Raw genomic sequence first — 24,616 nt, 5'->3', positions numbered from 1 at the left:
AACGATCTGGCTGCCTTGGCCGGCAGATGACGCGCCGGCTGTTCTCCAGGACCGAACGTTGGCGGTCGGCCAATGACGGTCGCGGTTCGTGGAACCGCGACCGGGAGGTTTCCTTTGCCTTTCCGGGCCGGATCGATTGCGCCTCGGCGTAGCGCCGGGGCAATGCCCCGGCAGGCCGGCTTGTGCCCGGCCAATCCGGGATATCAGTCGATCGTCAGCTTCAGGGTTTCGACGGCTACCTTCTCGACCGCGCTGCGTGTCAGCGCCTGCGGACGGCAGGTAAAGGTCTCGTAGAGCTTGATCTGGTCGTCATAGTGCGGTGACGTCTGGCCTGCGGGGCTGATGAAGCCGCTCTGGCCGGGCGGCGTCACCATGCAGACGGAGGCGGTGCCGTCCTTGAAGGTGATGAGGTCGCTCTGCGTGCCGCGGTTCATCGTCGTACCGACCTCGATCCCCGCATCCTCGCCTGTCTGCGCGATGCCGAGATAGTTCTTGGTGGCGAAGATGTGCTGCGGCAGCGTTGCGTGCCAGCTTTCGGGCTTGTCGCTGCCATGCTCCTCGGTCAGGGCGGCGGCGGCCTTGCCGAGCGCCGCAAGCATGATCTCGTTCCTGTCGACGCCGTTGAAGAAGTCGTGGCGCTGTGTGATGCCGGCCTTGTCTCCAAGAAGTGCGTTGCGCAGCACCTGCGTCGGGCGCGAGATACGGTTGAGGGCGACGGTCGGGTCGATGCCGGGCTGGTCGTCCATCAGCACGTCCGCCACCATGATCTTGACCCAGCGCTGGAAGAGCGCGACGGCAGGCGCCGTGGCGCGGCCGTCCTCGCCCCGGACCATGCGGCCGTCCCAGTCCTTCAGCACCGTGACCAGGCCCTGGCGCGGGTCATCGGCGGCAAGCTTTGCCGCCGCCTCGAAGAGGAACGGCAGCAGCGCGCGGGCATTGATGTCGAGAAACGCGATGTTCTCGTTGATGTCCCAGACGTCCTGCGGCGTCAGCTTGTCCTTGCCGGTGATCAGTGCGACGATCTCGTCGACGCGGTCCGAAGCCCCCCAGGGCGTCGCCTCGAAGTTGGCGACCTCGCCATGGGCCGAACGGTTGTTCCAGTTGGCGATCCAGCCTTGCTCCGGATTGTAGGTCTTCGGCATGTCGGCGAAGGCGCGGATGCCCTGCCAGTCCATGGAGCCGTCGCCCCTGGCCGGCACGCGCTGGTCCTGCGCCGGATTGCGGACCGGCAGATAGCCTGGCGAGACGTAGCCGATGTTCCCGTCCTTGTCCGCGTAATACCAGTTGATCGTGGTGGCGACGTTCTTCGCCTGTTTCAACCAGTCCTCGTAGCTCTGCGCCTTGGTCGAGTTGACCCAGGCAAGCAGCGTCTGGATTTCCCTGCCCTTCCAGGTGCGGTTGAAGGCGTAGGCCGTATGGTTTTGCGGGTCGATCTCGCTGACGACACCGTAGTCGCTCTCATAGACCACGGTGGCGACGTCGGCCTGGCCCTTGACCTTGAAGGTTTCCGGGCGGGCGCGCATGTCGTGCCAGGTGCCGTTCTTGCGGTACTGCGCCGGGTTGTCGGGATTGAGTTCGAGCTGGAAGTAGTCGTTGACGTCGAGCGGGCCCGCGGTCGCGCCCCAGGCGATCTGGCCGTTCGTTCCGAACAGCACGTTCGGCACCGCGAAGGGCGTCGAGCCGGTCAGGTCGAAGCCTGCGCCGTGCAGGCCGATCGAATAGACATAGGACGGGTTGAAATTGCCGAATTGCGGCCCGTTCATCAGCATGGTCGAGCCGTCGGTGGTCTTCTTCGGTCCGAGGATCCAGAGGTTCGAGGCGCGGGGGCGCGCTTCGTCTCCACCCGGGACGCTCCGGTCGGCGAGGGCGCTGAAACGCGTGCCATCCAAGAACGGCTTGTTTTCCGCCTTGATCTGATACTGGCCGCCCTTCGGCACGGTCGTCGGGGCAAGCGGGTCCTCCAGCCAGAACATCTGGTCGAAGAGTTCGGCGGCCTTCTCCTTGCCGTGCTGCTTCTCGAGTTTTGCCAGAACCTTGGCGTTGTCGAGCTCGGTCGAGTAGTGCGAGAAGCGGCCGGCCATGGTCACGACATAGATCATCGCGACGTCGAAATCGCTCCAGGTCGTCGGCTCGATCCCGAAATCGCTGAACTCCTTCGGCAGCAGCCGGCTGCGGTCGGCCAGAACCTCGGCGACGCGCTTGTTGTAGCCGGCGGCATAGCCGCGCAGGATGTCCCGTTCTTCCTTCGACAGGGCCTCGATCTGCGCCCGGATATCGGCATGGTCGAAATCGGCCCGCGTCGCGATGTCGTAGCCGAGATGGTCCGCGCCGAGCACCTGCGAAACCGTGCCGAGAACGGAATGCTTCGACATCTCCATCTGGAAGAGCCGGTCGGTCGCCACGGCATAACCGAAGCCGGCATAGAGCCCATAGACGTCACCGGCATAGACATGGGGCACACCCCAGTTGTCGCGGATGATCTCGACATCGGAAGCGGCGAGGGCGGCGGCGGGAGCGAGTGGCGTCAGGACGACGGAGATCAGGAAAGCGGCAAGCGCCGGCCGGCGGGTGTGGAACATTCTTTCCTCCTGGCATGTTCACAATCGGCGCCATCCTCCATGGCGCGCGGCAATAATTACTATTAACCGAACGACCGGTCAATCTATTCTCGTCCGCCGGATGAAGGCTATTGCGACGGGTGTGTGGCGGAATGCGCTGCCGGCGCAAAAAACTGTTGCGCGCCTGCCGGTTTTCTATATCTTATAACTTATAAGTTAGAAAACAGCGGGAGCAGATCCTTGTCAGTGCGACAGACTCCAGGCGGCCACCTTTCGGTGGCGCGCAACGATGACCTATTGTCCGGCGAACAGCTTGCCTTCCTTGAGGAGCGTGCGCGCTTCATCCGGCTCGAGACGCTTCGGCTGATCTCGATCGCCAAGGTCGGCCACTACACCTCCGTCTTCTCCTGCGCGGAGATTTTTGCGGCGCTCTATTACGATGTGATGCGGCTGCGAAAGGGCGAGCCGGCGTGGGCCGACCGGGACCGCTTCCTGATGGGCAAGGGCCATGCGGCCGTCGGCCTTTTCCCCATTCTCGCCGATCTCGGCTTCTTCGATCCCGCATGGCTTGAAAGCTATACGCGGCTCGGCAGCCCCCTCGGCGACCATCCCGACATGACGAAGGTTCCCGGCGTCGATTTCAGCTCCGGCTCTATCGGTCATGCCTTGTCGAACGGCGTCGGCATGCTGCTTGGCGCACGCTTTCAGAAACGGGATTTCAATGCTTTCGTCCTGCTCGGTGACGGGGAAATGCAGGAGGGCCAGGTCTGGGAAGCCGCCTTGTCCGCCGCTTCGCACAACCTCTCCAGCCTCGTCGCGATTGTCGATCGCAACGGCTACCAGCTCGACGGCAAGGTCGACGACGTCCTGACGATCGAACCGCTCGACGAGAAATGGCGCGCCTTCGGCTGGGAGGTCCATACCGTCGATGGCCATGACCTCGCGGCGCTGACGACGCTGCTGCGCGCCGTCAAGGCCGATCGCACGCGCGAAAAACCCTGCTGCATCATCGCCCGCACGGTGAAGGGCAAGGGCATCGACTACATGGAAACCGAACCCGGCTGGCATCTCGGCTATCTCGGCGCGGAAGACGAGGCCAAGGCCCGCGAAACGATCCTGAACACGGTAATCTCCCAATGACCCAGCTGCTTTCCAAGGACTCGTGGCAATACCGCGAGATCAACCGCCGCGCGCCTTCGCTCCCCACGCTGTCGAATGCGCTCATCGCCCTTGCCGAGGCCGGCTACCCCGTCATGGCGGGCACGGCGGACCTGCAATATTCCAACGGCCTTTCCGCCTTCGCCCAGCGCTATCCGGAGCGTTTCGTGCAGTTCGGCATTTCCGAGCAGAACATGGTCTCGGCGGCCGCCGGCATGGCGACGACCGGCGTCATTCCCTATGTCGCGACCTTCGCCTCGTTCCTCGCGCTTCTGTGCTGCGAGCAGATCCGCATGGATGTCGCCTATTGCAGGCAGCCGGTTCGTCTGATCGGGCATCACACCGGTATTTCGCTCGGCTTTTACGGAACCTCCCATCACGCGACCGAAGACATCGCCATCATGCGCAGCATCGCCAACCTCGCTGTCGTGTCGACGGCGGACGGGCCGGCGCTCGATGCGGCCCTCAGGGCGACCGTCGACTATCCGCTTCCGATCTATTTTCGCATCCACCGCGGCCATGATCCGGTCGTCTATGAGAACGGTGTCACCTTCGAACTTGGCAAGGCGATCGTGCACGGCATCGGCAAGGACATCACGATCATCGCCGCGGGCTATCCCGTGCATGGCGCCAGACGCGCGATGGAGGAGCTGAATGCTGCCGGCCATTCCGTCGGCTTGATTGACATGCATTCGATCAAGCCGCTCGACGAAGAGGCGATCATCGAGGCCTCGGCCCGTTCCAGGGTCATCCTGACGGTCGAGGAGCACAACATCCTCGGCGGCCTCGGCGGTGCGGTTGCGGAAGTGCTGGCCGAAAAGGGCAAGGGCGCCCGCCTCGTCAGGCACGGCATCTGCGACGAATACAGCCTGATCGCCCCCCCCACCCATCTCTACAGGCACTACCGCCTGGACGGCGACGGCATCAGGGCCGTGGCGCTCGAAAGCCTTGCGTAAGGAGAATGCCGATGCCGACGAACAACGAAACGATCGCCGCGCGCGCGGAAGCCGTCATTCCCGGCGGCCTGTTGAGCCCCAGCCGGCGCCTCGGCGCGCCGATCGCCTTTGCCCGGGCGGAAGGCCCCTATCTCTATGACGCGGACGGCAACCGCTACACCGACTATCACTGCGCCTTCGGCGCCAATGTGCTTGGTCATCGCCCGCCCGCCGTCGCTGCCGCGATTGCAAAGACGGCCGAAAACCTCGATCTGATCGGTGCCGGTGTGCTGGAGCTGGAGGTCGAGGTGGCCGAGCTGCTCGTAAACGCGATCCCCTGCGCCGATCAGGTGGCCTTCTGCAGCAGTGGCTCGGAGGCGACCTACCATGCCCTCCGTCTGGCCCGCGCTTATACCGGGCGGAAACAGATCATCAAGTTCCAGGGCGGCTACCACGGCTGGCACGATTATGTCGCCATGAATGGCCAGTCGAGCCGCCAGATGCTCGGCTCCTACGACCCGATGTCCGATGGCATGCTGTTCGATGCCGCCCGCCACACCGCCATCCTGCCCTACAACGATGCCGGTGCCGTCGAGGACTACATCCGCAAAAACCCGGGCGAGGTGGCGGCGATCATCGTCGAGCCGATCGCGCACAATATGGGCGCGGTGATTGCCGAGACGCAGTTCCTCGCTGACCTGCGCCGGATCACCACCGAGCACGGGGTCGTTCTCATTTTCGACGAGGTGATCACCGGTTTCCGGCACGCGCTTGGCGGCTACCAGTCGATCGTCGGCGTCACGCCCGATCTTGCCACCTTCGGGAAAGCAGCGACCAGCGGATATCCGATCGGCCTCGTCGCCGGCCGACGCGAGATCATGGAACGGGTGGGCCGCACGGGTGAGGGTGCCGTCTTCATGGGCGGCACGTTCAACGGCACGCCGTCCTCGATGGCGGCCGTCAAGGCGACGATCGAGGAGCTGGCGAGACCGGGCGTCTATGAGCGGCTGTTCGAGCTTGGCGCCTATCTGCGCAGCGAGATTGACGGCATCATCGCACGGCACGGCCTGAAGGCGCAGGCCGCAGGCTTCGGCTCGGTCTGGCTCGTCTATTTCTTCGACGGCGCATTCCGCGACTACACGGATCTTCTGCGCAACGACAACGATCTCGACATGCGCTTCCGCCGCGCGCTGATCGCCGGCCGGCAGGTCTTCCAGCCGCTCCAGCTCAAACGCCTCTACCTCTCGCTGAGCCACGACCGCGCCGTCCTCGACGACACGCTCGAACTCATCGACACGACCATGGCCGGCCTCGCCCGGTCCGTCGCGGCCTGATCTTTCCAAACCTGCTCTCAAACACAAAAGGGGAACCCATGAGAACTCGGTTTTTTGCAATGATGGCGGGCGCCGCGCTCGTCGTCGCCTCTCCGGCGCTGTCCCGCGACCTGACCGTCGTCGGCTTCGGCGGCGCGACGCAGGAAGCGATGCGCGAAACGCTCTTCAAGCCCTATCAGGAGAAAGCCGGCGCGCCGCTTCTGGAGGAATCCTACACGGGCGGCATCGCCAAGGTGAAGGCCATGGTCGAAACCGGCACGACGACCTGGGACGTCGTGCAAATGGACGAGAACGAGATGATTCTCGCCTGCGACCAGGGCCTTCTGGAGCCGTTCGACTGGGCCGGCCTGCCGAACAGCGCCGACATCATCGCGCCGGCCAAGTCCGATTGCGGCGTCGGCGCCTTCGTCTGGTCGAAGATCCTCGCCTATGACGGTGACAAGACGAGCGGCGTCGCCTCCTGGGCGGATTTCTGGAATCTCGAGAAATGGCCGGGAAAACGCGGGCTACGCAAGCAGGCGCGCATGACGCTCGAAGTCGCCCTGCTCGCAGACGGCGCAAAGCCGGAGGAGCTCTACGATATCCTGGCAACCAAGGAGGGACAGGACCGCGCCTTTGCCAAGCTCGACGCGATCAAGCCGAGCATCCAGTGGTGGGAAAGCGGCGCGCAGCCGATGGAATGGCTGGCCTCCGGCGAGGTGACGATGACCTCGGCCTATAACGGGCGCGTCATCGCCGCGAACCAGCAGGGCCGGCATTTCAAGATGTCCTGGACCAACCAGCTCTATGCGATGGACTTCTGGGCCATTCCGAAGGGCGGCAACAGGGACCAGGCCTTCGACATCGTCAACTTCATGACGAGCCCCGAGCCGCAGAAGGCCTTTGCCGAGAAGATGGTCTACGGCGTGACCAACGCCAAGGCGATGGACAGCATCTCCGCCGACATCAAGCCGCAGCTTCCGACGGCCGAGGAGAACATGGTGGGCGCGCTCGCCGTCAGCACGCCGTTCTGGGTGGATCACGAAGAGGAACTTCAGCAGCGTTTCAACCGCTGGGTCGCACAATAAGGGAGGATGTCATGACCTATCGTGGGTTTTTTGGCGGGCTGGGCATGCTCGCCGTCCTGGCGGGGGCTTCCGCCGCCTTTGCCGATGCCGGCAAACTGACTGTCGTCGGGGCCGGCGGCGTGCTGCAGGACGCCGAGCGCAAGGCCTTTTTCGAACCCTTCGCGGCGGCGTCAGGCGTGGCGCTGACGGAAGATTCCTATTCCGGGCAGATGGCCAAGGTGCGTGCCATGGTCGACAGCGGCAGCGTTTCCTGGGATGTCATGCAGGTGGAGCAGAACACGCTCCTGTCGGGCTGCGCCGAAGGTCTTTTCGAGGAACTGGACTGGAGCAGGATCGGCAAGCGGGAGGACTTCATTCCCGAAGCCTACAGCGATTGCGGTGTCGGCGCCTTCGTCTGGTCCATGGTGCCGAGCTATGACAAGGCGAAGCTGGCGGATGGGCCAAAGAACTGGGCCGACCTGTGGAATGTCGAGAAATGGCCCGGCAAGCGCGGGTTCCGCCAGACGGCGAAGATGACCCTCGAAATCGCGCTCCTTGCGGACGGGGTTACCAAGGACGAGGTCTATGACGTGCTTGCGACGGACGAGGGCCAGGACCGTGCCTTCGCCAAGCTCGATGAGATCAAGTCGTCGATCCTCTGGTGGACGACGGGCGCGGAATCCGTCGAGCGTCTTGCCGCCGGCGACGTCGTCGCCACGGCGACCTTCAACGGCCGCGTCGCGGCGGCGAATGCCTCCGGCAAGGACTTCGCCCTCATCTGGGACGGTCAGGTCTTCGGCATCGACTACTGGGGCATCGTGAAGGGTTCGCCCAACCGGGAGAATGCGGAGAAGTTCATCGCCTTCGCCTCGACCGAGAGCGCCCAGGCGACCTTCCCGCAGCATATCGCCTATGGCGTTACCAATCTCGCGGCCATTCGCGGCGTCAAGCCGGAGATCGCCAAGGACCTTCCGACGACCGAGGCGAACATGACCGCGGCGGTGGCGCTCGACACGGAGTTCTGGGCCGACCACGGCGAGGCGCTCGAGGCGAGATTTGCGACATGGCGCGCGCAATGACGTCGGATGTTCTCCTGCGGCCGCGCATCGGCGCGGCCGACGGCCAGCAAGGGCGGGTTTCCGCCCTTGCCACCGGCTTTCGCGCCGACAGGCGGCGGCAGACGATCGTCAGCCTCGTCCTGATCGGTCCTCTCGTCGCCTTCATCGTCTTTGCCTTCGTGCTGCCGCTCGGCACCATGCTGTTCCATGCCATCAACAATCCCGAGGTCCGCACTGCGTTTCCGGCGACGCTTTCCTCTCTGGAGGACTGGGACGGGCGCGATACGCCGTCCGATGCGGCCTTTGAGGCGCTGGTCGCCGATATCCGGGCAGGCGCTGATCCCAAGATCATGGCGGAGGCGGGCCGCCGGCTGAACTACGAGATCACCGGGTTTCGCAGCCTTCTCGCCAAGACGGTCCGAACGGTCCGCAAGGCACCAGAGGCGCCGGCAAAGGCCCAGTTGCTCGCCATCGACGGGAACTGGGACAACCCGGCCTATTGGCGGGTCATCCAGCGCAACGGCGCGCCGCTGACGGCCTTTTACCTGCTCTCGGCCGTCGACCTGCGTCCCGGCGAGAACGGCGGTGTGCAGATGGCTCCGCCGGAGGAGCGGCTGTTCCTCTCGACGCTGATGCGGACATTGACGATCAGCGCGCTGGTCACGGTGATCTGCCTCTTCGTCGCCTACCCGATCGCCAATGCCATCGTCGCCATCGGCGGCCGGTTCTCGGCGATCATGCTGGCCTGCGTGCTCCTGCCCTTCTGGACGTCTCTTCTGGTCCGGACGAGTGCCTGGATCGTCATCCTGCAGAAGGAGGGGGTAGTGAACCGCCTGCTTCAGGCGCTGAACATCACGGATGCACCGCTCGAACTCGTGTTCAACCGGACCGGCCTCTACATCGCAATGGTGCATATCCTGCTGCCATTCATGGTGCTGCCGCTGGTCAGCGTCATGAAGGGCATCTCGCCGTCCTATGTCAAAGCCTCCGCTTCGCTGGGTGCCGGACCCGTCACGACGTTTCTCAGGGTCTATCTGCCGCTCACGCTGCCGGGCGTCGGCGCGGGATGTCTCCTCACCTTCATCATCTCCGCCGGTTACTACGTCACGCCCACCCTCGTCGGTGGCGCATCGGACCAGATGCTGAGCTACTTCGTGGCCTTCTATGCCAACACCACGATCAACTGGGGCATGTCCGCCGCGCTCGGCGTCCTGCTTCTGACCTGCATCCTCGCGCTCTACGCGGTTGTCGGGCGGATCGTCGGCATCGGCCGCATCGTCGGAATGGAGTGAGAGATGCCTGTTGCCTTGAGACGCGTGCAGATCGCCTTCTGCTGCCTCGCGATGATCTTCCTGATCGGGCCGACGCTCGTGATCATCCCGATCTCCTTCAGTTCGGCCAACTTCCTGTCCTATCCGCTGCCAGGCTTTTCGCTGCAATGGTACGAGAAGATCCTGCAGCCGCAGCCCTGGATGTCGGCGCTCCTCAACAGCCTGATCATCGGCGCCGGCGCGACATTGGTATCGACGGTGCTGGGCACGCTGGCGGCGCTCGGCATGTCGCGCGGCCGGCTTCCCGCCCGGTCGATGATCCTCGCGGTGGTGATCTCGCCGATGATCGTACCCGTCGTCATCAGCGGCGTCGGCATGTATTTCTTCTTCGCCAAGCTGGGCCTCGTCGCGTCCTTCCTGGGTCTCGTTCTCGCCCATGCGGTCCTGGCGGTGCCCTTCGTGCTGATCACGGTCACCGCCACGCTGAAGAACTTCGACATGAACCTCGTGCGGGCGGCGGCGAGCCTCGGTGCGAGCCCGGTCCATGCCTTCCGCACGGTGACGCTGCCGCTCATCGCGCCGGGCGTCATCTCGGGCGCGCTCTTCGCCTTCGTCTTCTCGTTCGACGAGGTCGTCGTCGCGCTCTTCATCAGCGGTCCGGGCCAGCGCACGCTGCCGCGCCAGATGTTCGATGGCCTCAGGGACAATATCGATCCGTCTATCCTGGCGATGTCGACATTGCTCGTGATCATCTCCATCGTCCTGATGGGGGGCGGGGCCTTGGCCCAGAAGCGCGCGGCGGCGCACCGTTCGACCGGCAACAGCTAGGTGCCGGAACCTTGTTTTACTTTATCAGTCGATGCCGGAGCGTTGTCGCTCCGGCTGGACATGCTTTGTGGAGTGACTGGAAATGATCATCGTGACAGGTGCCACGCACGGGATAGGGCGAGCCTGCGTGGAGAAGCTTGCATCGGACGGCGCCCGCGTGGTGGCGACGGGCCGTGATGCCGAGGCAGGCAGGGCGCTCGAGGATATCGCTCCCAGTGTCACCTTCGTGCCCGGCGATGTCAGCCGCGAGGAGGATTGCCGGCGCGTCATCGACCGGGCGCTCGACCTTGGCGGGGGCGCGCTTTCGGGCCTCGTCAACAATGCCGGCATGTCGAAGCGCATCTCCTTCGCTTCCGCCACGCAGGACGACTGGGACGAGGTACTGGCGGTCAATGCCCGCAGCACGTTCCTTTTCATTCGCCATGCGCTGGAAGGCCTGCGGCGCGGCAGAGGATCGGTCGTCAACATCGCCAGCATCGCCGGAAAGACCGGCGAGGAAGGGCTTGCCGTCTACTGCGCGTCGAAGGCTGCCGTCATCGGCCTCACCCAGGCGCTGGCGCTGGAGTTCGGCGAGGAGGTGCGCTTCAACGCGGTCTGCCCCGGCCAGATCGAAACGCGCATGATGGGCAAGATCATGAGCGACGCGCTGCGCAAGAAACAGCTCGAACTGCGCATCCCCGCCAACCGTTTCGGCGCCCCGCAGGAGGTGGCGGATGTCGTCGCCTGGCTGCTGTCGGATCAGTCGACCTATGTCAACGGCACGGTGGTGACCGTGGACGGCGGGGAAACCGCCGGCCTGCGCACCCCGCGCATCGCGCAGGTCTGAGATTTCTCCGGCGCCGGTTTCACGCGGCGCCGCGTTCCTCGAAGTACTGCAGGAGACTGGGCGAGGCCCGCTGGATATCGTTCTCGATGGCCAGGCGGGCCTTCTTCTTGTCGCCGACCCTGAGCGCCTCGATGAGATGGTCGTGTTCCTCCGCGCCGGTATAGCCGTGCGGGATTTCCCGGTAGTAGACATTGAGGATCGGCCCCATCGAGACCCACATGCTCTCGATCTGGCCGACCAGCATCGGCATGCGCGAGAGGCGGTAGACACCGAAGTGGAAGGCCCGGTTGGCGGAGCGCGCCGCCTCCAGATTGCCGGCCTTTTCGTTCTTCACGAAGGCGGCGTGGAAGTCTTCGAGCTGCGCGAGATCGGCCGCGGTCACGTGGTCGGTGGCATGTTCTGCCGCCATCCCTTCGAGCGCCATGCGGATGAGCTTGATCTGGATGTAGCGGGCGCGGCTGAGGTCCGGCACCGTGACGAACCGGCCGGAGCGCAGTTCCAGCGCCTGTTCGCTGACCAGCCGCAGGCAGGCCTCGCGCACCGGCGTGACGCTGGTCCCGAGCTGTTCTGCGAGATCCTGCATGAGGAGGCGGTCGCCCGGCGCGAAGTTGCCGACGATGAGGCCTTCCCGCACCTTGTTGTAGATCCGGGCGGACAGGCTGCCCGCTTCGCCGGGCTGCATCTCCATAACGCTCATGGGACTTCTCCTGATCTTTGTTGCAGCTCTAGCTGAAATGCTGGGGGCCGCCAATCGCTTATATCTTATCGCTCGACGCGACGGTGGGACGCCGCAAAAAGTTTCCCGTCTCCGGTGAAATTCGCTTGCATGCGTTTTCTGATAACTTATAACTTATAAAATAGCAAACACGGTTCCGGAGGCTACCTTGCACAACTCGCTGCGGGCGCGCGACATGGCGTACCACTTCCATTCCCAGACCAACCCGCGCAGGCACGAGGCCGAAGGCCCGTTGGTGATCACGGCGGGGGAGGGCTGCTACGTCGTCGACGAGATGGGGAATCGTTATCTCGAAGGCATGGGAGGCCTGTGGTGCGCCTCGCTCGGCTTTCGCAACGAGCGTCTTGCGGATGTGGCGGCGAGCCAGATGCGCAGGCTCGCCACCTACCACACGTTCAATCACCGCTCGAACGACCCGACGGTCGATGTCGTCGAGCAGATCGCGACGCTTTCCCCCATCCCGGGCAGCAAGGTCTTCCTCGTGAATTCGGGCTCGGAAGCCAACGACACGATGGTCAAGCTCGCCTGGTACTACAATGTCGCACGCGGCAAGCCCGGCAAGCGCAAGATCATCAGCCGCAAGGGCGCCTTCCACGGCAGCACGATCATGGGGGCGGCCCTTGGCGGGCTGCCGCACATGCACGAGAGCTTCAACATGCCGGGTCTCAACGTGATCTATACCGAGAAGCCGCACTATTATCGCAACGCCCTGCCGGGCGAGAGCGAGGAGGCCTATTGCGCCCGGCTGATCGCTGCGCTGGAAACCCTGATCGAGGCGGAAGGGCCGGAAACCATCGCCGCGATGATCGCCGAGCCGATCATGGGGGCGGGCGGTGTCGTCACGCCGCCGCCGGGATACTTCCCGGCGCTGCGGCAGCTTCTGACGAAGCACGACATCCTGCTTCTTGCGGACGAGGTCGTTTCCGGCTTCGGGCGAACCGGAAAGTGGTTCGGGTCCGAGGCCTGCGGCTTCGTTCCGGACATGATGTCGGTCGCCAAGGGACTGTCCTCCGGCTACCTGCCCATCGCCGCGGCGGTGATCGGCGATCCCATCTATCAGGCGATCGCCGACGAGGCCGACCGCATCGGGGTCTTCGGCCACGGCTTCACCTATTCCGGCCATCCGGTCACCGCCGCGGTGGCGGCGGATGTGCTGCGCATCTATCAGGAAATGGATGCCCCGGGCCGGGCCGCCGAACTCGGCCGTCGGCTCTTCGCCGCGCTCGACGCGCGGATTGCGAGCCATGCGCTCGTCGGCGAGGTCAGGGGGACCGGTTTCCTTGCCGGCATCGAGCTGGTGGCCGACAAGGCAAGCCGCGCACCCTTCGATCCGGCCTTGAAGGTCGGCGCGCTTGTCGAGCAGCGCTGCCGGGCGCACGGCGTCATGATCCGCAACATGGGCGACGTCATTTCGATTTGTCCGCCCTTCGTCATGACGCTTGAGGAAGTCGACCAGCTCGTCGACGGGATAGCGGCGGCGCTCGACGATGCCGCCGCCCGGCTTGCAGCGTGAGGGCGTGACGATGGATGATTTTGTCAATCTGGACCTCACCGCGCAGGCGGATCTCGTAAAGTCGGGGCAGGTCACGGCCGGGGAGCTGGTCGAGGCGGCCATCCGGCGTGCTGGAAAGGTGAACCCCGCGATCAACGCCATCATCGCCCCGCTCTATGACGAAGGGCGTGCGGAAGCCGCGCAGGCGGGCAAGGACAGCCTCTTTGCCGGGGCGCCGTTCCTGGTGAAGGACCTCTATTGTCACATGAAGGGCGTGCCGACCACCGGCGCCTCCCGGCTGACCCGGAACTTCGTGCCCGCCCGGGACAGCGAGCTGATGTGCCGCTACCGCGCGGCCGGTCTCAGCACGTTCGGCAAGACCAACCTGTGTGAGTTCGGCACGCTGGGCACCACCGAGCCGAAGCTGTTCGGCCCGACGCGCAATCCCTGGAACGTCGCGCGGTCGAGCGGCGGTTCGAGCGGCGGCGCCGGCGCGGCGGTGGCGGCGGGCATCGTGCCGGCGGCACATGGCGGCGACGGTGCCGGTTCCATTCGCATCCCCGCGTCGTGCTGCGGCGTCTTCGGACTGAAACCCTCGCGCGGGCGCATCACGCTGGGGCCGGATCTCGGCGACAGCACGGGCGGGATCGTGAACGAACATGTCCTCTCCCGCAGCGTGCGCGACAGCGCCGCCCTTCTTGATGCCACACAGGGTTCGATGCCCGGCGACCCCTACACGGCACCGTCCCCCTCGGGTCGCTATGTCGATGCGATCCGGATGAAGCCGCGCCGCCTGCGCATCGGCTTCACCACGGCCTCCCTGCTCGGCACCGCGGTCGATCCCGACTGCGTCGCGGCGACGATCGACACGGCGCGCCTTTGCGAAAGCCTCGGCCACGAGGTCGTGGAATGCACGCCGACGATCGATGGGGAGGCCTACAGCACTCTCTACAAGCGGTTCTGGGCGATGACGGCGACACGCGCGATCACCGCGCTGGCGCGAAATCGCGGCGAGAACCCGTCTGTGCTCGTGGGCGAGGTGGAGAGCTTCAACCAGTATCTCTACGGTATCGGCTCGCGGATTTCGGCGGCCGACTATCTCGTCGATCTCAACTGGTTCCACACGATGGGCAGGACGCTGGCGAATTTCCTGCTCGACATCGACGTGTGGCTGACCCCGACGCTTGGCACGCCACCGCCGGAACTCGGCCATTTCGATGCCGACAGGCATGGCGGAGAGGCGGTCATGGAGCGTTTTCTCGAGTTTCTCGCCTTCACGACCTTCGCCAACATGGCGGGCCTGCCGGCAATGAGCATGCCGCTCTCCTGGACGGCCGACGGCCTGCCCGTCGGTACGCAGTTCACCGGCCGGTTCGACGACGAGGCGACATTGCTTCAACTCGCGGCGCAACTGGAAGAGGCGCGCCCCTGGGCGCAGCGCCGCCCCGCCGTCCACGCGGCTGAATGACAGATAAAAAGGGGAACCAGAATGTCATCCTCCAACTACGTCGAATTTCTCAACATCGACAAGAGCTACGACGGCCGCAGCCTCGTGGTCGATGATCTCAACCTCACCATCGCGAAGGGTGAGTTTCTGACCATGCTCGGGCCGTCCGGCTCGGGAAAGACGACGAGCCTGATGATGCTGGCGGGCTTCGAGGCGCCGAGTTCCGGCAGCATCCGGATCGACGGACGGTCGCTGGAAGCGGTGCCGCCGCATCGCCGGAACATCGGCATGGTGTTCCAGAACTATGCGCTCTTTCCCCACCTCACGGTCGCCGAAAACCTCGACTATCCCTTGCGGGTGCGCAAGATCGCGAAGGGAGAGCGGGCCGGCCGCGTCCGAAGGGCGCTGGACATGGTCCAGATGGGGGCGATGGGCGAAAGAAAGCCGACCCAGCTCTCCGGCGGGCAGCAGCAGCGCATCGCGCTCGCCCGTGCCATCATCTTCGAGCCGGATGTGGTGCTGATGGACGAACCGCTCGGCGCGCTGGACAAGAACCTGCGCGAACATCTCCAGCTCGAGATCAAGCATCTCCACGAGCGCCTCGGCATCACCGTCGTCTATGTCACGCACGACCAGTCCGAGGCGCTGACCATGTCCGACCGCGTCGCCGTGTTCAATGCCGGCAGGATCGAGCAGCTTGCGCCGCCGAGCGAGCTCTACGAGCGTCCCGCGACGGCCTTCGTCGCCGGCTTCATCGGCGAGAACAACCGGTTTACCGGCAAGATCGTCAGCAGCAGCGACGGCGGCGAATACGGCGTGCGCACGGAGGACGGGCAGGTCATCAGCGTTTCCAGCAGCACGGCCTTTTCGAAGGGCCAGCCCGTCATCGTCTCCCTGCGTCCGGAACGGCTCTATGTCGACCAGGCCGCCGCCTGCGCAAACCGCTTTTCCGGAACGGTCGACGAGGTCATCTATCTCGGCGACCACCGCCGGGTACATGTCCGCTTCGGGGAGAATGCGACGATTGTCGCCAAGATCCCCAATGCGGGCACGGGCAGCGATATCGCGCCGGCGCAGGCCATTTCGCTCGGCTGGAACAGCCGCGACGCCGTTTTGATCCCGGCCTGACATGAAGGCGGTCTATTGCGACCGGCACCGGCTGCACAGCCCGGGCACCGTCGTCGAAGGCGGCGTCGCCCGGCCGAGCCGGGACGTGCCCGCCCGTCTCGATGCACTCTTGCGGGCGGTGCGGCGTGCCGGGCTTGCGGTGCTCGATGCCGTCGATCATGGCAGCGCACCGCTCGCGGCCGTCCATACGGGCCGTTATCTCGACTTTCTTGCGGCATCGGAAGGTACGGAGCACGGGCCGCTCGCGCCCGCCATCTTCGAAACCCGTCCCGATGCCTATCGGCCGGACTGGTCGCCGATCGCCAAGGCGGGGTATCATCTGCGGGATCAGATAACCCCTCTTGGCGAGGGCACATGGCAGGCCGCATACTGGGCGGCGCAGGTGGCGCTTACCGCCGCTGCGCTCATCCGTGCGGGGGAACGGCGGGCCTATGCGCTCTGCCGGCCGTCGGGCCATCATGCCGGTCGCGACTTCGGCGGCGGCGCGACCTATCTGAACAATGCCGCCATTGCGGCACGGGCGCTTGCTACATCGCTCGGGCGGGTAAGCCTCATCGATATCGACGTTCACCACGGCAACGGCACGCAGGATATCTTCTGGGAGGATCCAAACGTCTTCTTCGCCTCCCTGCACCGCAGCCCGGCCGGCTACTATCCGCATCTCACCGGTTTTTCCGACGAGACCGGGGGGCAACCAGCCCCGGGTCTCACGTTGAACCACCCCCTTGCGGAAAGAACCGGCGATGCGGCCTATCTCATGGCATTCACGGCCTGCCTCGACGCCGCGCTCGCCCACCGGCCCGCGGCGCTGGTCATCTCCCTCGGCTTCGACGCGCTGGCGAGCGATCCGGCCCGGGGCCTCCAGCTGACTGCCGATGCCTTCGGGACGATGGGTAACCGGCTCGGACAGCTCGATTTGCCGGTCCTGTTGGTGCAGGAGGGCGGATACGATCTGGCGACCCTGGAACAGGTCGCCACCCGGTTCCTCTCCGCTTTCACGGGTGATGGCTGAGCAAAGCCATCACCCGGGAACGGACGTCTACGACCAGCGCGCGACCGGTGTCGACATTGCCTTCCGCAGGGGCTGCGTGCGGGCCTCGGACGTCCTGACGGGTGTCGAGACAGAGGCGGGGCGGGCCTTCTGCACGGGCTTGGCGGCGAGATCCTCGAGGAACGTGTCGCACCAGGTGAAGACGTCGTTGGCGCGCAGCGTCGTCATCATGGCGCTCCAGCGCTCCCGCCGCTCCTCCAGGGGCATGGCGAGGCTTCGGGCGATGGCTTCCGCGGTCCCCTCGACGTCGTAGGGGTTGACGAGCACGGCCTCCTTCAGCTCCTGCGCGGCGCCGGCGAAACGGGAGAGCAGCAGGACGCCGGGATCTTCCTCCCTCTGCGCCGCCACGAACTCCTTGGCGACGAGGTTCATGCCGTCGCGCAATGGCGTGACCAGGGCGAGCTTGGCCATGCGGTAGAGCCCGGCGAGAGCCGGCCGGCGCAGCGAGCGGTTGACGTAGCGGATCGGCACCCAGTCGACCGTGCCGAGCGCGCCGTTGACGCGACCGGCCTGTTCCGCGACGGCCCGCTGCATCGCCTCGTATTCCGGTACTTCGGAGCGGGATTTCGGTGTGATCTGCAGCAGCGTCACCTTGCGCTGGCTGTCGGAATGGCGGGTCAGGAAGGATTCGAACGCATCGATGCGCTGGGTGATGCCCTTGGAATAGTCGAGCCGGTCGACGCCGATGATCAACTGCTTGCCGTCGAGGCTCTGCAGCATGCGTTTGTGCAGCGCGGTCTGTGCCGCCCGTTTCGCCAGCGCGGCGAATTCTTCCGTCTCGATGCCGATCGGATAGGGCCGGGCGGTGAAGGCGCGCCCATCGGTGGCAAAGCGCGAAGCATCCAGACGGACGGCGAGGTCGTGCCGCGACAGGCAGTCGGCAAAGTTCTCGCGATCATGTTCGGTCTGGAAACCGAGCACGTCATAGGCGGTCAGGCTCGTCAGAAGTGCCTCGTGCACCGGCATGGCATGGAAGACGTCCGGTGCGGGCCAGGGAATGTGCAGGAAGAAGCCGATCCGGTTGGTCACACCCTGACGGCGCAGCTCGGCGGCCAGCGGGATGAGATGATAGTCGTGGATCCAGATCAGGTCGTCCGGCTCGATGAGCGGCAGGAGGCGGCTTGCAAAGAAGCGGTTCACGCGGAAATAGCCGGCCATCTCGCGCCGGCCATATTCGGCAAGGTCCAGCCTGTAGTGGCAGATCGGCCAGAGCACCCGGTTTGCAAAGCCCTGGTAGTATTCCTCGACATCGCGTTCCGTGAGGTCGGTGAGGGCGTATTCGATATTGCCCTCCTTCTGCATCTGCAGCGGCCCGACCGCATCGTCCGCGCAGGATCGGCCGGACCAGCCGAGCCAGAGCCCGCCGCGCGCTTCGAGTGCCGATTGAAGGGCGACCGCCAGCCCTCCGGCAGGAGCGGTGCCGCTCTTGTCGGGAATGGGAACGCGGTTGGAAACGACGACGAGACGAGCCATGAATTCACTACACCTTTGGGGCCGCACGTCCCATTGCAGGGGCGCGTCGAACCCTGAAAAGAGGGATTTTGCGCCAGCGAACGGCGCCAGCGAACTTTTCGCAACGCAGCGTAAACCGTCCAGCGGCGCGAAGGTTCCCTCCGCCCCGGCTGGTTTTTCGTGGCCGGGCGCATGCCCGGCCTGTCCCGGAGGTGTTCGGGGTCTCCGAAGTCGGCAGAGTTCAGGATTGCTGGAGCGAGGCGTCCTCTTCGGCCTGCCGCTCCCTGTGGCGGGGGCCCTTGGGGAACCATCCGGAAACGCGCGTTCCGACCGGATCGAGCAGCGTCAGCACCACGGGCACGAAGACGAGCGTCAGAAGCGTGGAGGAGATGAGGCCGCCGATGACGGCATGGGCCATCGGGGCGCGCTGCTCGCCGCCCTCGCCGAGGCCGATGGCCATCGGCAGCATGCCGAAGATCATCGCCAGCGTCGTCATGATGATCGGCCGCAGGCGCACCGCGCCGGCATCCGCGAGGCTGTCCTGAAGGCTCTTGCCTTCCCGCCGGCCCTGGTTGGAATAATCGACGAGCAGGATCGCGTTCTTGGTGACGAGGCCCATCAGCATGATGAAGCCGATGATCGAGAACATGTTGAGCGTCGAGCCGGTGACGAGAAGGCCGATCAGCACGCCGATCAGCGAGAGCGGCAGCGTCATCATGATGGCGACCGGCTGAAGGAAGGACCCGAACTGCGAGGCAAGGATGATGTAGATGAAGATGACGGCGAGAGCGAGCGACTGGAGCGCATAACCCATGCTCTCCTCGAGGTTTTCGGCGTCGCCCCCGAAGCTGATGCGGTAGCCCGCCGGGATCTGCATCTTGGCGATGGCGGCGTTCAGATCCTCCGTCACGTCGCCGAGCGCCCGCCCCTCGATATTGCTCTTGATCCGGATCTCGCGCGAGAGGTCCTTGCGCGTGATGGCGTCCGGCGCGGTGCTTTCGATGACGTCGGCGACCTGGTCGAGAAGAACGGTGATCGGCTTGCCGTCCTCGTCCGTCCGGCCGGTGGCGATGGTGAGGTCGCGAAGCTGCGCGGCATCGCGCCGGCCCGTTGCCGGCAGGCGCACCACGACATCGTAGGTCTCCCCGTCGGGCGCATTCCAGACGGAGATGGCATCGCCCGCCACGAGCGGGCGCAGGGTATCGCCGATGGCCGCGATCGAGACGTCGAGATCGCTTGCCGCCTCGTGCCGGATCCGCACGGCAAGCGTCGGGCGCTTGTTCTCGATCGACGATTCGACCTCGGTCGCACCCGGAATGGCGGCGAGGGCGGTGGTGATCTCGGTGGAGATGCGGCGCAGCTCCGCCTCGCCGTCGCCGAGAACGGAAAGCTGGAGCGGCTTTTCCGACGAGCCCATGCCGGTGTTCTGGCCGATGGAGACCTCAAGGCCGGCAATGGAGGCAAGGCGCTTTCGGAACGGCTCCATGCTGGCCGCCGTCGTCACCGAGCGCTCGTCGCTCGGCTTGAGCTGGACGGCCACCGTCGCCTCGTTGAAGCCGCGTGCCCCGCCGGCATTGACGGTGGAGTAGATGGTGTCGACATAGTCGAACTCGCGCAGCGCCCGCTCGACCTGGCTGACCTTCGCCGCCATGTAGTCCAGCGACGCGCCCTCATTGGCCTTCAGCGCGATGGAGACCTCGCCCTGGTCGGCCGGGGGCAGGAATTCCGCGCCGATGCGCGGCACGAGCATCAGGCTTGCGAAGAACAGCGCGATGACCACGAAGACGGTCGTCTTGCGATAGCGGAAGGTCCAGCGGATGAGCCGGCGATAGCGGTCGGCAAGCCGGTCGAACCAGCGGTCGAACCGTGCGATCAGCCGTCCGAGGAAGCCGCGCTTCGCGTTCACCTCGGACTGCGGATCGTACCAGGCGCTCGACAGCATCGGATCGAGCGTGAAGGACACGAAGAGCGAGATGAGCACCGCGACGGCGACGGTCACGCCGAACTGCAGGAAGAACCGGCCGATGAGGCCGCCCATGAAGGCGACGGGCAGGAAGACCGCGACGATGCAGAGCGTGGTGGCGAGAACGGCAAGGCCGATCTCGTTCGTGCCGTCGAGCGCGGCATCCACATGGCTCTTGCCCATATGCAGGTGGCGCGTGATGTTTTCGCGCACGACGATCGCATCGTCGATCAGGATGCCGATCGACAGCGACAGCGCCATGAGCGTCATGGTGTTGAGTGTGAAGCCGAGCGCATAGATGAGGGCGAAGGTGCCGATCACCGAGATCGGCAGCGTCAGCCCGGTGATGACGGTCGAGCGCCAGGAATTGAGGAACAGGAAGACGATCACCACGGTGAGTATGCCCCCCTCGACCAGCGTGCGCTGGACTTCGTCGACCTGTGCGGCGATGGGGCGGGAATTGTCGCGCGTCACCTTCAACTCGACGCCCTCGGGGGCGAGCTCGACATTCAGCGCCGCGATCTCCTTGCGCAGTTCCGCCGCCACTTCCACCGTATTCGCGCCCTGCACCTTGACGACGTCGAGCCCCAGCGAGGGCAGACCCTGATAGGTGGCGCGGCTCGTCACCTCGGCGCCGACATCCAGGATCGTCGCGACATCGGACAGATAGACCGGGTAACCGCCGCTCTGCGCCACGATGATGCTGTTGAAGCCCGTCACGTCAGGAACGCGGCCCTCGACTGTGACGATGCGCTGGTTGATGCCCGATATCAGCGTGCCGGCGGCGCGGTCCTGGTTCTCCTTGCGGATGGCATCCATGACCGATGTGACCGCGATGCCATAGGCTTCGAGGCGGTCGGTATCGACCATCACGAGCACCTGGCGCTCGCTGCCGCCGACCAGCGAGATCTGGCCGACGCCGGCGATGACGCTGAGCCGGTTGGTGATCACGCGGTTGGCGAGCGTGGTGATTTCCGAAAGCGTGCGCTTCGACGAGGACGCGGCGATGGAGAGGATGGGCTCGTCGTCCGGATTGAAGCGGGTGACCTGCGGCGTGTCCACCGCATCGGGAAAGCTCGCCTCCAGCCGGGCAACGCGGTCACGAACCTCCTGGGCGGCGACCTGCGAATCCACGTCGAGCTCGAACTGCACGACGACGACGGAGCGGCCCTCGTAGGATTCGGAAATGATCGTGTCGATGCCGCCGATCGTGTTCAACGCAGTCTCGATCGGGCGGGAAACCTCGCTTTCGACGGTCGAGGGCGAGGCGCCGGTATAGGTCGCCGTGACGACGACGATGGGAAGGTCGGTCTCGGGGAACTGGTCGACGCCGAGGCGGGAATAGGCGAACAACCCGATGACGAGGATCGTCACCATCATCATGGTGGCGAAGACGGGGTGGCGGACGCTGATGCGCGTGAGGAACATCGCTTACAGCCCCTCGACGACGACCGGCATGTCCGCTTCCAGTGCCGGAAGCGGTGCGGAAACAACGACGTCGCCGGCCGCAGGCCCCGAGACTTCGACGAGGCCCCGGTCCGTCCACGCGGTGCCCAGCACGACCGGCTGGCGGCGCAGCACGCCTTCCGTCACCTTGAGCACGAAGCTGCCCGTCTGGTCCTGGCGGATCGCCGCATTCGGCAGGGCGATGACGCCCTTGCGTTCGTCGACCTTGAGGATGCCCGTCGTGAACATGCCGCCCTTCAACGTCCGGTCGTTGTTGTCGATCGCCAGGAAGACCCGCACGGCCCGCGAGCCGGCGACGGCGGTGGGCGATATGCGCGTGACCGCTCCAGAGAAGGTCCTGTCTGGAAAACCCTCGACATTGAGCTCGACCGGCTGGCCGATCCGCACCATGGGAATACGGCTGGTCGGCACGCCCGCATCCACCTCCATCCTGGAGAGATCGACGATGGTGAGGAGTTCCGTGTTGAGCGCCACCGTCTGGTCCTGCTCGACGGGCCGCGAGGCGACGACGCCGTCGAACACGGCGCGGACCTCCGCGTCGGCGAGGTCGCGCTCGGCATCCGCGATCTCGGCCTGTTTCGAGCGAAGCTGGGCCGCGAGATTGGCGACATTCGCCTCGGCCTCCAGGGTAGCCGCCTCCGTGGAGGCGCCGCTCTGCCCGAGGTTGGTGGTGCGGCGCAGGACGGATTCGGCAAGCTGCAGCTGTGCGGCCAGGGCCTCTGCCGAAGCCCGGCGCACGGTCAGGGTGGATTCGAGCGCCCGCGTGTCGAAGCGGACGAGAAGATCTCCCTTCCTGACGACATCGCCGACCTTGACGGGCAGTTCGACGATCGTCGAGGCGACGCGGGCGGCGAGTGTCGACCGGCGGATCGGAGTGAGCGAGCCCGAGATCCGCACGTCGCTGGCAATGTCGCGCGGCTCGACGCGCGTGACGTCGACGCCGGCCAGTTCCAGCGGCGGGGTGGATGCGTCCGACGTCTCTGCCCGGGCGGCGTGCGGCCCGTTGATGGCGACGGCGATCAAAAGCCATGCGGCCCCGGCCGCGCTGGACCATGCCTTGTTGCGTGCGAACATTGTTGCTCCGAATAACAGCCGACGATGACGGTGTTGGACCGGTACGTAGAGTTCCGACTGCGTACAATCCAGGAATGAAAAGCGACGATAGAAAAAATTTTGGCGATAGTACGGGGCGCCCCGTTTTGCAGCGGTGCGGCCCTTTCTTTCAACCAGATACGGGCTTTTGCAAGGCGAAAAACGGCATCGTCGGCAAGCCCGGGACGGGGTCGCCCGTCAGGCCTTGCGGCAGGTGCAGGCCTCGTAGCCGCCGGCAAACAGGCGCCCCGCCTTCATGCCGATCCGGGCCGGCACATCCTGCACGCGTTCCACCTTGAGGGAGCGCGCGATCGAGAGTGCGGCTTGCGCACAGACCGCGGCATCCTCGGCCGCATTGTGATGCGCGAAGGTCAGGCCGAGATGGGCGGCGAGCACATCGAGTTTGTGGGACCCGAGATCCGGCCACACCTTCTGCGCCATCTTCACCGAGCAGAGATAGTGCAGCTCCGGATAGCTCTGCCGGTACTGGTCGAGGCAGGCGCGCCAGACGCTGAAATCGAAGGCCGCGTTGTGGGCGATCATCGTGGCGTTCCGGAAGTCGTCGGCGAATTCGTCCATGACCTCCGGGAATTCGCCGGCATCCTCGACATGGTCCGGCCGGATGCCGTGGATGGCGATGTTGAAGGAGGAGAAGCGCATCGTCTTCGGCCGGATCAGCCGCTCCTCGACGCGCACCACCCGGCCGTCCTCGATCCAGGCGAGGCCGACCGAGCAGGCGCTGGCGCGCTGCTCATTGGCGGTCTCGAAATCGATTGCGATGGTCTTCAAGAATGGCTCCGGCCGTTTGTGCATATCCGCGCATGCTCTAGCGGCGCCGGGGTGATTCGGCAAAAGGCAAAGGCTGGGGCCGTCCTATTCCATCCGGGAAAGCGCCTTGGGAACACGGTAGACGGAAGCGTCGTAGCGGAGCCGGTGGGTGGCGGTTGCCGCCGTCTCGGTGTCGAGGCAGGCCCCGTCCTTGCCGGCGACGTTGACGGTCGTCGTGGTCGTCTCGCTCACGACGATGTCGGCTATGGCCGATTGTGGCGACGGCTCCATCGAGAGGGTGCGCTCGGTGTTTTCGAACTCGCCGGCGCAATTTGTGTCCCATTCTCCCCGGTTGCTCGAAACGACGATGTTGTCCAGTACGGGCCGGAGCTTGCCGTCGTCGACGAGGAAGAGCCACAGCGTCGTTTCACCGAAGGGATTGGGACGCGAGCTACCCTGGAGGGAAAGCCGCAGGCCGAAGGCGATCTTCCTGGATGCGAGGCGATAGAATGCCGTGTCGAGGGCGACGCTGGAGACATAGAGCGCGTCATCGGTCATCAGGCCGGGAAGCCGCAATCGCTGCCGGACCGTCGCCTTCTTGCTGTCCACGACGAGGAGCTCGATGTCGCCCTCGTTTCCGTCGTCGGCCTGCCGGGTCATCAGCGGCACCGCGACGAGGGTCAGCGCGGGCTGCGACGGCCAGGTACGGCACACCACGGCATGGGCGTCGCTGTCGTTCTGCTCCGGCAGCCGGATGATCGCGCCATCGACTACGAACGTCCCGTCGGCGCTCCGTGCTGCCGTCGGATAGGCGCTCTCGATGATCGTGGCTCCCTGGACGATGCAGGCATCCGGTGCCGCCCGGGCAGCCGGCGCGCTGACGGCGAGGAGGGTGGCGGCCAGTGCCGCCAGCGCGAGCGGCAGGGTGAAAGATGGGGACGGCAGCGTCATCGGGTCATCCGCGGCAAGAGGAGGTTCGATCGTTTCGGGGAGCATACAGGCGGCA

The 24,616-nt window shown here is 65.3% G+C and carries 19 protein-coding genes; 12 read left to right on the top strand and 7 right to left on the bottom strand.

Annotation, left to right across the window (positions count from 1 at the left end):
- Nucleotides 1-203: 203 nt before the first annotated feature.
- Nucleotides 204-2,579, bottom strand: coding sequence for a penicillin acylase family protein (locus tag EXZ48_RS14965; protein ID WP_130516730.1), 2,376 nt, complete (start codon nt 2,577-2,579; stop codon nt 204-206).
- Nucleotides 2,580-2,834: 255 nt separating this feature from the next.
- On the opposite strand from EXZ48_RS14965, the gene EXZ48_RS14960 reads away from it, so the two are divergent.
- The 8 genes from EXZ48_RS14960 to EXZ48_RS14925 all read left to right on the top strand — a co-directional run bounded on the left by EXZ48_RS14960 (nt 2,835) and on the right by EXZ48_RS14925 (nt 11,014).
- Nucleotides 2,835-3,698 carry a transketolase gene (locus EXZ48_RS14960; RefSeq protein WP_130516926.1) on the top strand — a complete coding sequence of 288 codons (864 nt, stop codon included), beginning with the start codon at nt 2,835-2,837 and terminating at the stop codon, nt 3,696-3,698.
- Entirely contained in the window at nt 3,695-4,672 is a 978-nt protein-coding gene (locus EXZ48_RS14955; protein ID WP_130516729.1) for a transketolase family protein, read from the top strand. The genes EXZ48_RS14960 and EXZ48_RS14955 overlap by 4 nt, the downstream gene beginning before the upstream one ends.
- An 11-nt stretch (nt 4,673-4,683) precedes the next feature.
- Entirely contained in the window at nt 4,684-5,985 is a 1,302-nt protein-coding gene (locus EXZ48_RS14950) for an aspartate aminotransferase family protein (RefSeq protein WP_130516727.1), read from the top strand.
- A 38-nt stretch (nt 5,986-6,023) separates the two neighbouring features.
- The gene (locus EXZ48_RS14945; protein ID WP_130516725.1) at nt 6,024-7,052 is read left to right on the top strand and encodes a polyamine ABC transporter substrate-binding protein; all 1,029 of its coding nucleotides are present in this window, start codon (nt 6,024-6,026) and stop codon (nt 7,050-7,052) included.
- Between the two features lie 11 nt (nt 7,053-7,063).
- Nucleotides 7,064-8,110, top strand: a complete 1,047-nt coding sequence (locus EXZ48_RS14940; RefSeq protein ID WP_130516723.1) for an ABC transporter substrate-binding protein — start codon at nt 7,064-7,066, stop codon at nt 8,108-8,110.
- Nucleotides 8,095-9,381, top strand: coding sequence for an ABC transporter permease (locus EXZ48_RS14935; RefSeq protein ID WP_130516721.1), 1,287 nt, complete (start codon nt 8,095-8,097; stop codon nt 9,379-9,381). Before EXZ48_RS14940 ends, EXZ48_RS14935 begins: the two co-directional genes overlap by 16 nt.
- A gap of 3 nt (nt 9,382-9,384) precedes the next feature.
- Nucleotides 9,385-10,188 carry an ABC transporter permease gene (locus EXZ48_RS14930; protein WP_130516720.1) on the top strand — a complete coding sequence of 268 codons (804 nt, stop codon included), beginning with the start codon at nt 9,385-9,387 and terminating at the stop codon, nt 10,186-10,188.
- A gap of 82 nt (nt 10,189-10,270) precedes the next feature.
- Nucleotides 10,271-11,014 carry an SDR family NAD(P)-dependent oxidoreductase gene (locus EXZ48_RS14925; RefSeq protein WP_130516717.1) on the top strand — a complete coding sequence of 248 codons (744 nt, stop codon included), beginning with the start codon at nt 10,271-10,273 and terminating at the stop codon, nt 11,012-11,014.
- A 19-nt stretch (nt 11,015-11,033) separates the two neighbouring features.
- On the opposite strand, the gene EXZ48_RS14920 is transcribed toward EXZ48_RS14925, so the two are convergent.
- Nucleotides 11,034-11,711 (bottom strand): GntR family transcriptional regulator, encoded by a 678-nt coding sequence (locus tag EXZ48_RS14920; protein ID WP_130516715.1) that lies wholly within the window; start codon nt 11,709-11,711, stop codon nt 11,034-11,036.
- Between the two features lie 187 nt (nt 11,712-11,898).
- Here EXZ48_RS14920 and EXZ48_RS14915 point away from each other — a divergent pair, with 187 nt between their 5' ends.
- From EXZ48_RS14915 to EXZ48_RS14900, 4 genes are read left to right on the top strand one after another with little or no spacing between them, the layout of a single operon-like run.
- Nucleotides 11,899-13,263, top strand: a complete 1,365-nt coding sequence (locus EXZ48_RS14915) for an aminotransferase (RefSeq protein WP_130516713.1) — start codon at nt 11,899-11,901, stop codon at nt 13,261-13,263.
- Nucleotides 13,264-13,273: 10 nt separating this feature from the next.
- Nucleotides 13,274-14,710: an amidase gene (locus tag EXZ48_RS14910; RefSeq protein WP_130516711.1), complete on the top strand. Its 1,437-nt coding sequence runs from the start codon at nt 13,274-13,276 to the stop codon at nt 14,708-14,710.
- Between the two features lie 21 nt (nt 14,711-14,731).
- Nucleotides 14,732-15,817: an ABC transporter ATP-binding protein gene (locus tag EXZ48_RS14905; protein WP_130516709.1), complete on the top strand. Its 1,086-nt coding sequence runs from the start codon at nt 14,732-14,734 to the stop codon at nt 15,815-15,817.
- Nucleotide 15,818: 1 nt separating this feature from the next.
- The gene (locus EXZ48_RS14900) at nt 15,819-16,829 is read left to right on the top strand and encodes a histone deacetylase family protein (protein WP_130516707.1); all 1,011 of its coding nucleotides are present in this window, start codon (nt 15,819-15,821) and stop codon (nt 16,827-16,829) included.
- Nucleotides 16,830-16,856: 27 nt separating this feature from the next.
- On the opposite strand, the gene otsA is transcribed toward EXZ48_RS14900, so the two are convergent.
- The 5 genes from otsA to EXZ48_RS14875 all read right to left on the bottom strand — a co-directional run bounded on the left by otsA (nt 16,857) and on the right by EXZ48_RS14875 (nt 24,561).
- On the bottom strand, nt 16,857-18,341 hold the full coding sequence (gene otsA / locus EXZ48_RS14895) for an alpha,alpha-trehalose-phosphate synthase (UDP-forming) (RefSeq protein ID WP_130516705.1): 1,485 nt from the start codon (nt 18,339-18,341) through the stop codon (nt 16,857-16,859).
- 220 nt (nt 18,342-18,561) lie between these two features.
- Complete coding sequence (locus tag EXZ48_RS14890) at nt 18,562-21,711, bottom strand: efflux RND transporter permease subunit (RefSeq protein ID WP_130516703.1); 3,150 nt, start codon at nt 21,709-21,711, stop codon at nt 18,562-18,564.
- A 3-nt stretch (nt 21,712-21,714) separates the two neighbouring features.
- On the bottom strand, nt 21,715-22,824 hold the full coding sequence (locus EXZ48_RS14885) for an efflux RND transporter periplasmic adaptor subunit (protein ID WP_130516701.1): 1,110 nt from the start codon (nt 22,822-22,824) through the stop codon (nt 21,715-21,717).
- Nucleotides 22,825-23,040: 216 nt separating this feature from the next.
- Entirely contained in the window at nt 23,041-23,631 is a 591-nt protein-coding gene (locus tag EXZ48_RS14880) for a 3'-5' exonuclease (RefSeq protein WP_130516699.1), read from the bottom strand.
- Nucleotides 23,632-23,715: 84 nt separating this feature from the next.
- Nucleotides 23,716-24,561 carry a hypothetical protein gene (locus tag EXZ48_RS14875; RefSeq protein ID WP_130516697.1) on the bottom strand — a complete coding sequence of 282 codons (846 nt, stop codon included), beginning with the start codon at nt 24,559-24,561 and terminating at the stop codon, nt 23,716-23,718.
- Between the last annotated feature and the right edge of the window lie 55 nt (nt 24,562-24,616).

The organism is Shinella sp. JR1-6, assembly GCF_004284735.1.
Taxonomy (GTDB): domain Bacteria; phylum Pseudomonadota; class Alphaproteobacteria; order Rhizobiales; family Rhizobiaceae; genus Shinella.
The sequence above is the reverse complement of the archived record's forward strand: the minus strand, read 5'-3'. Positions and strand labels throughout refer to the sequence as shown.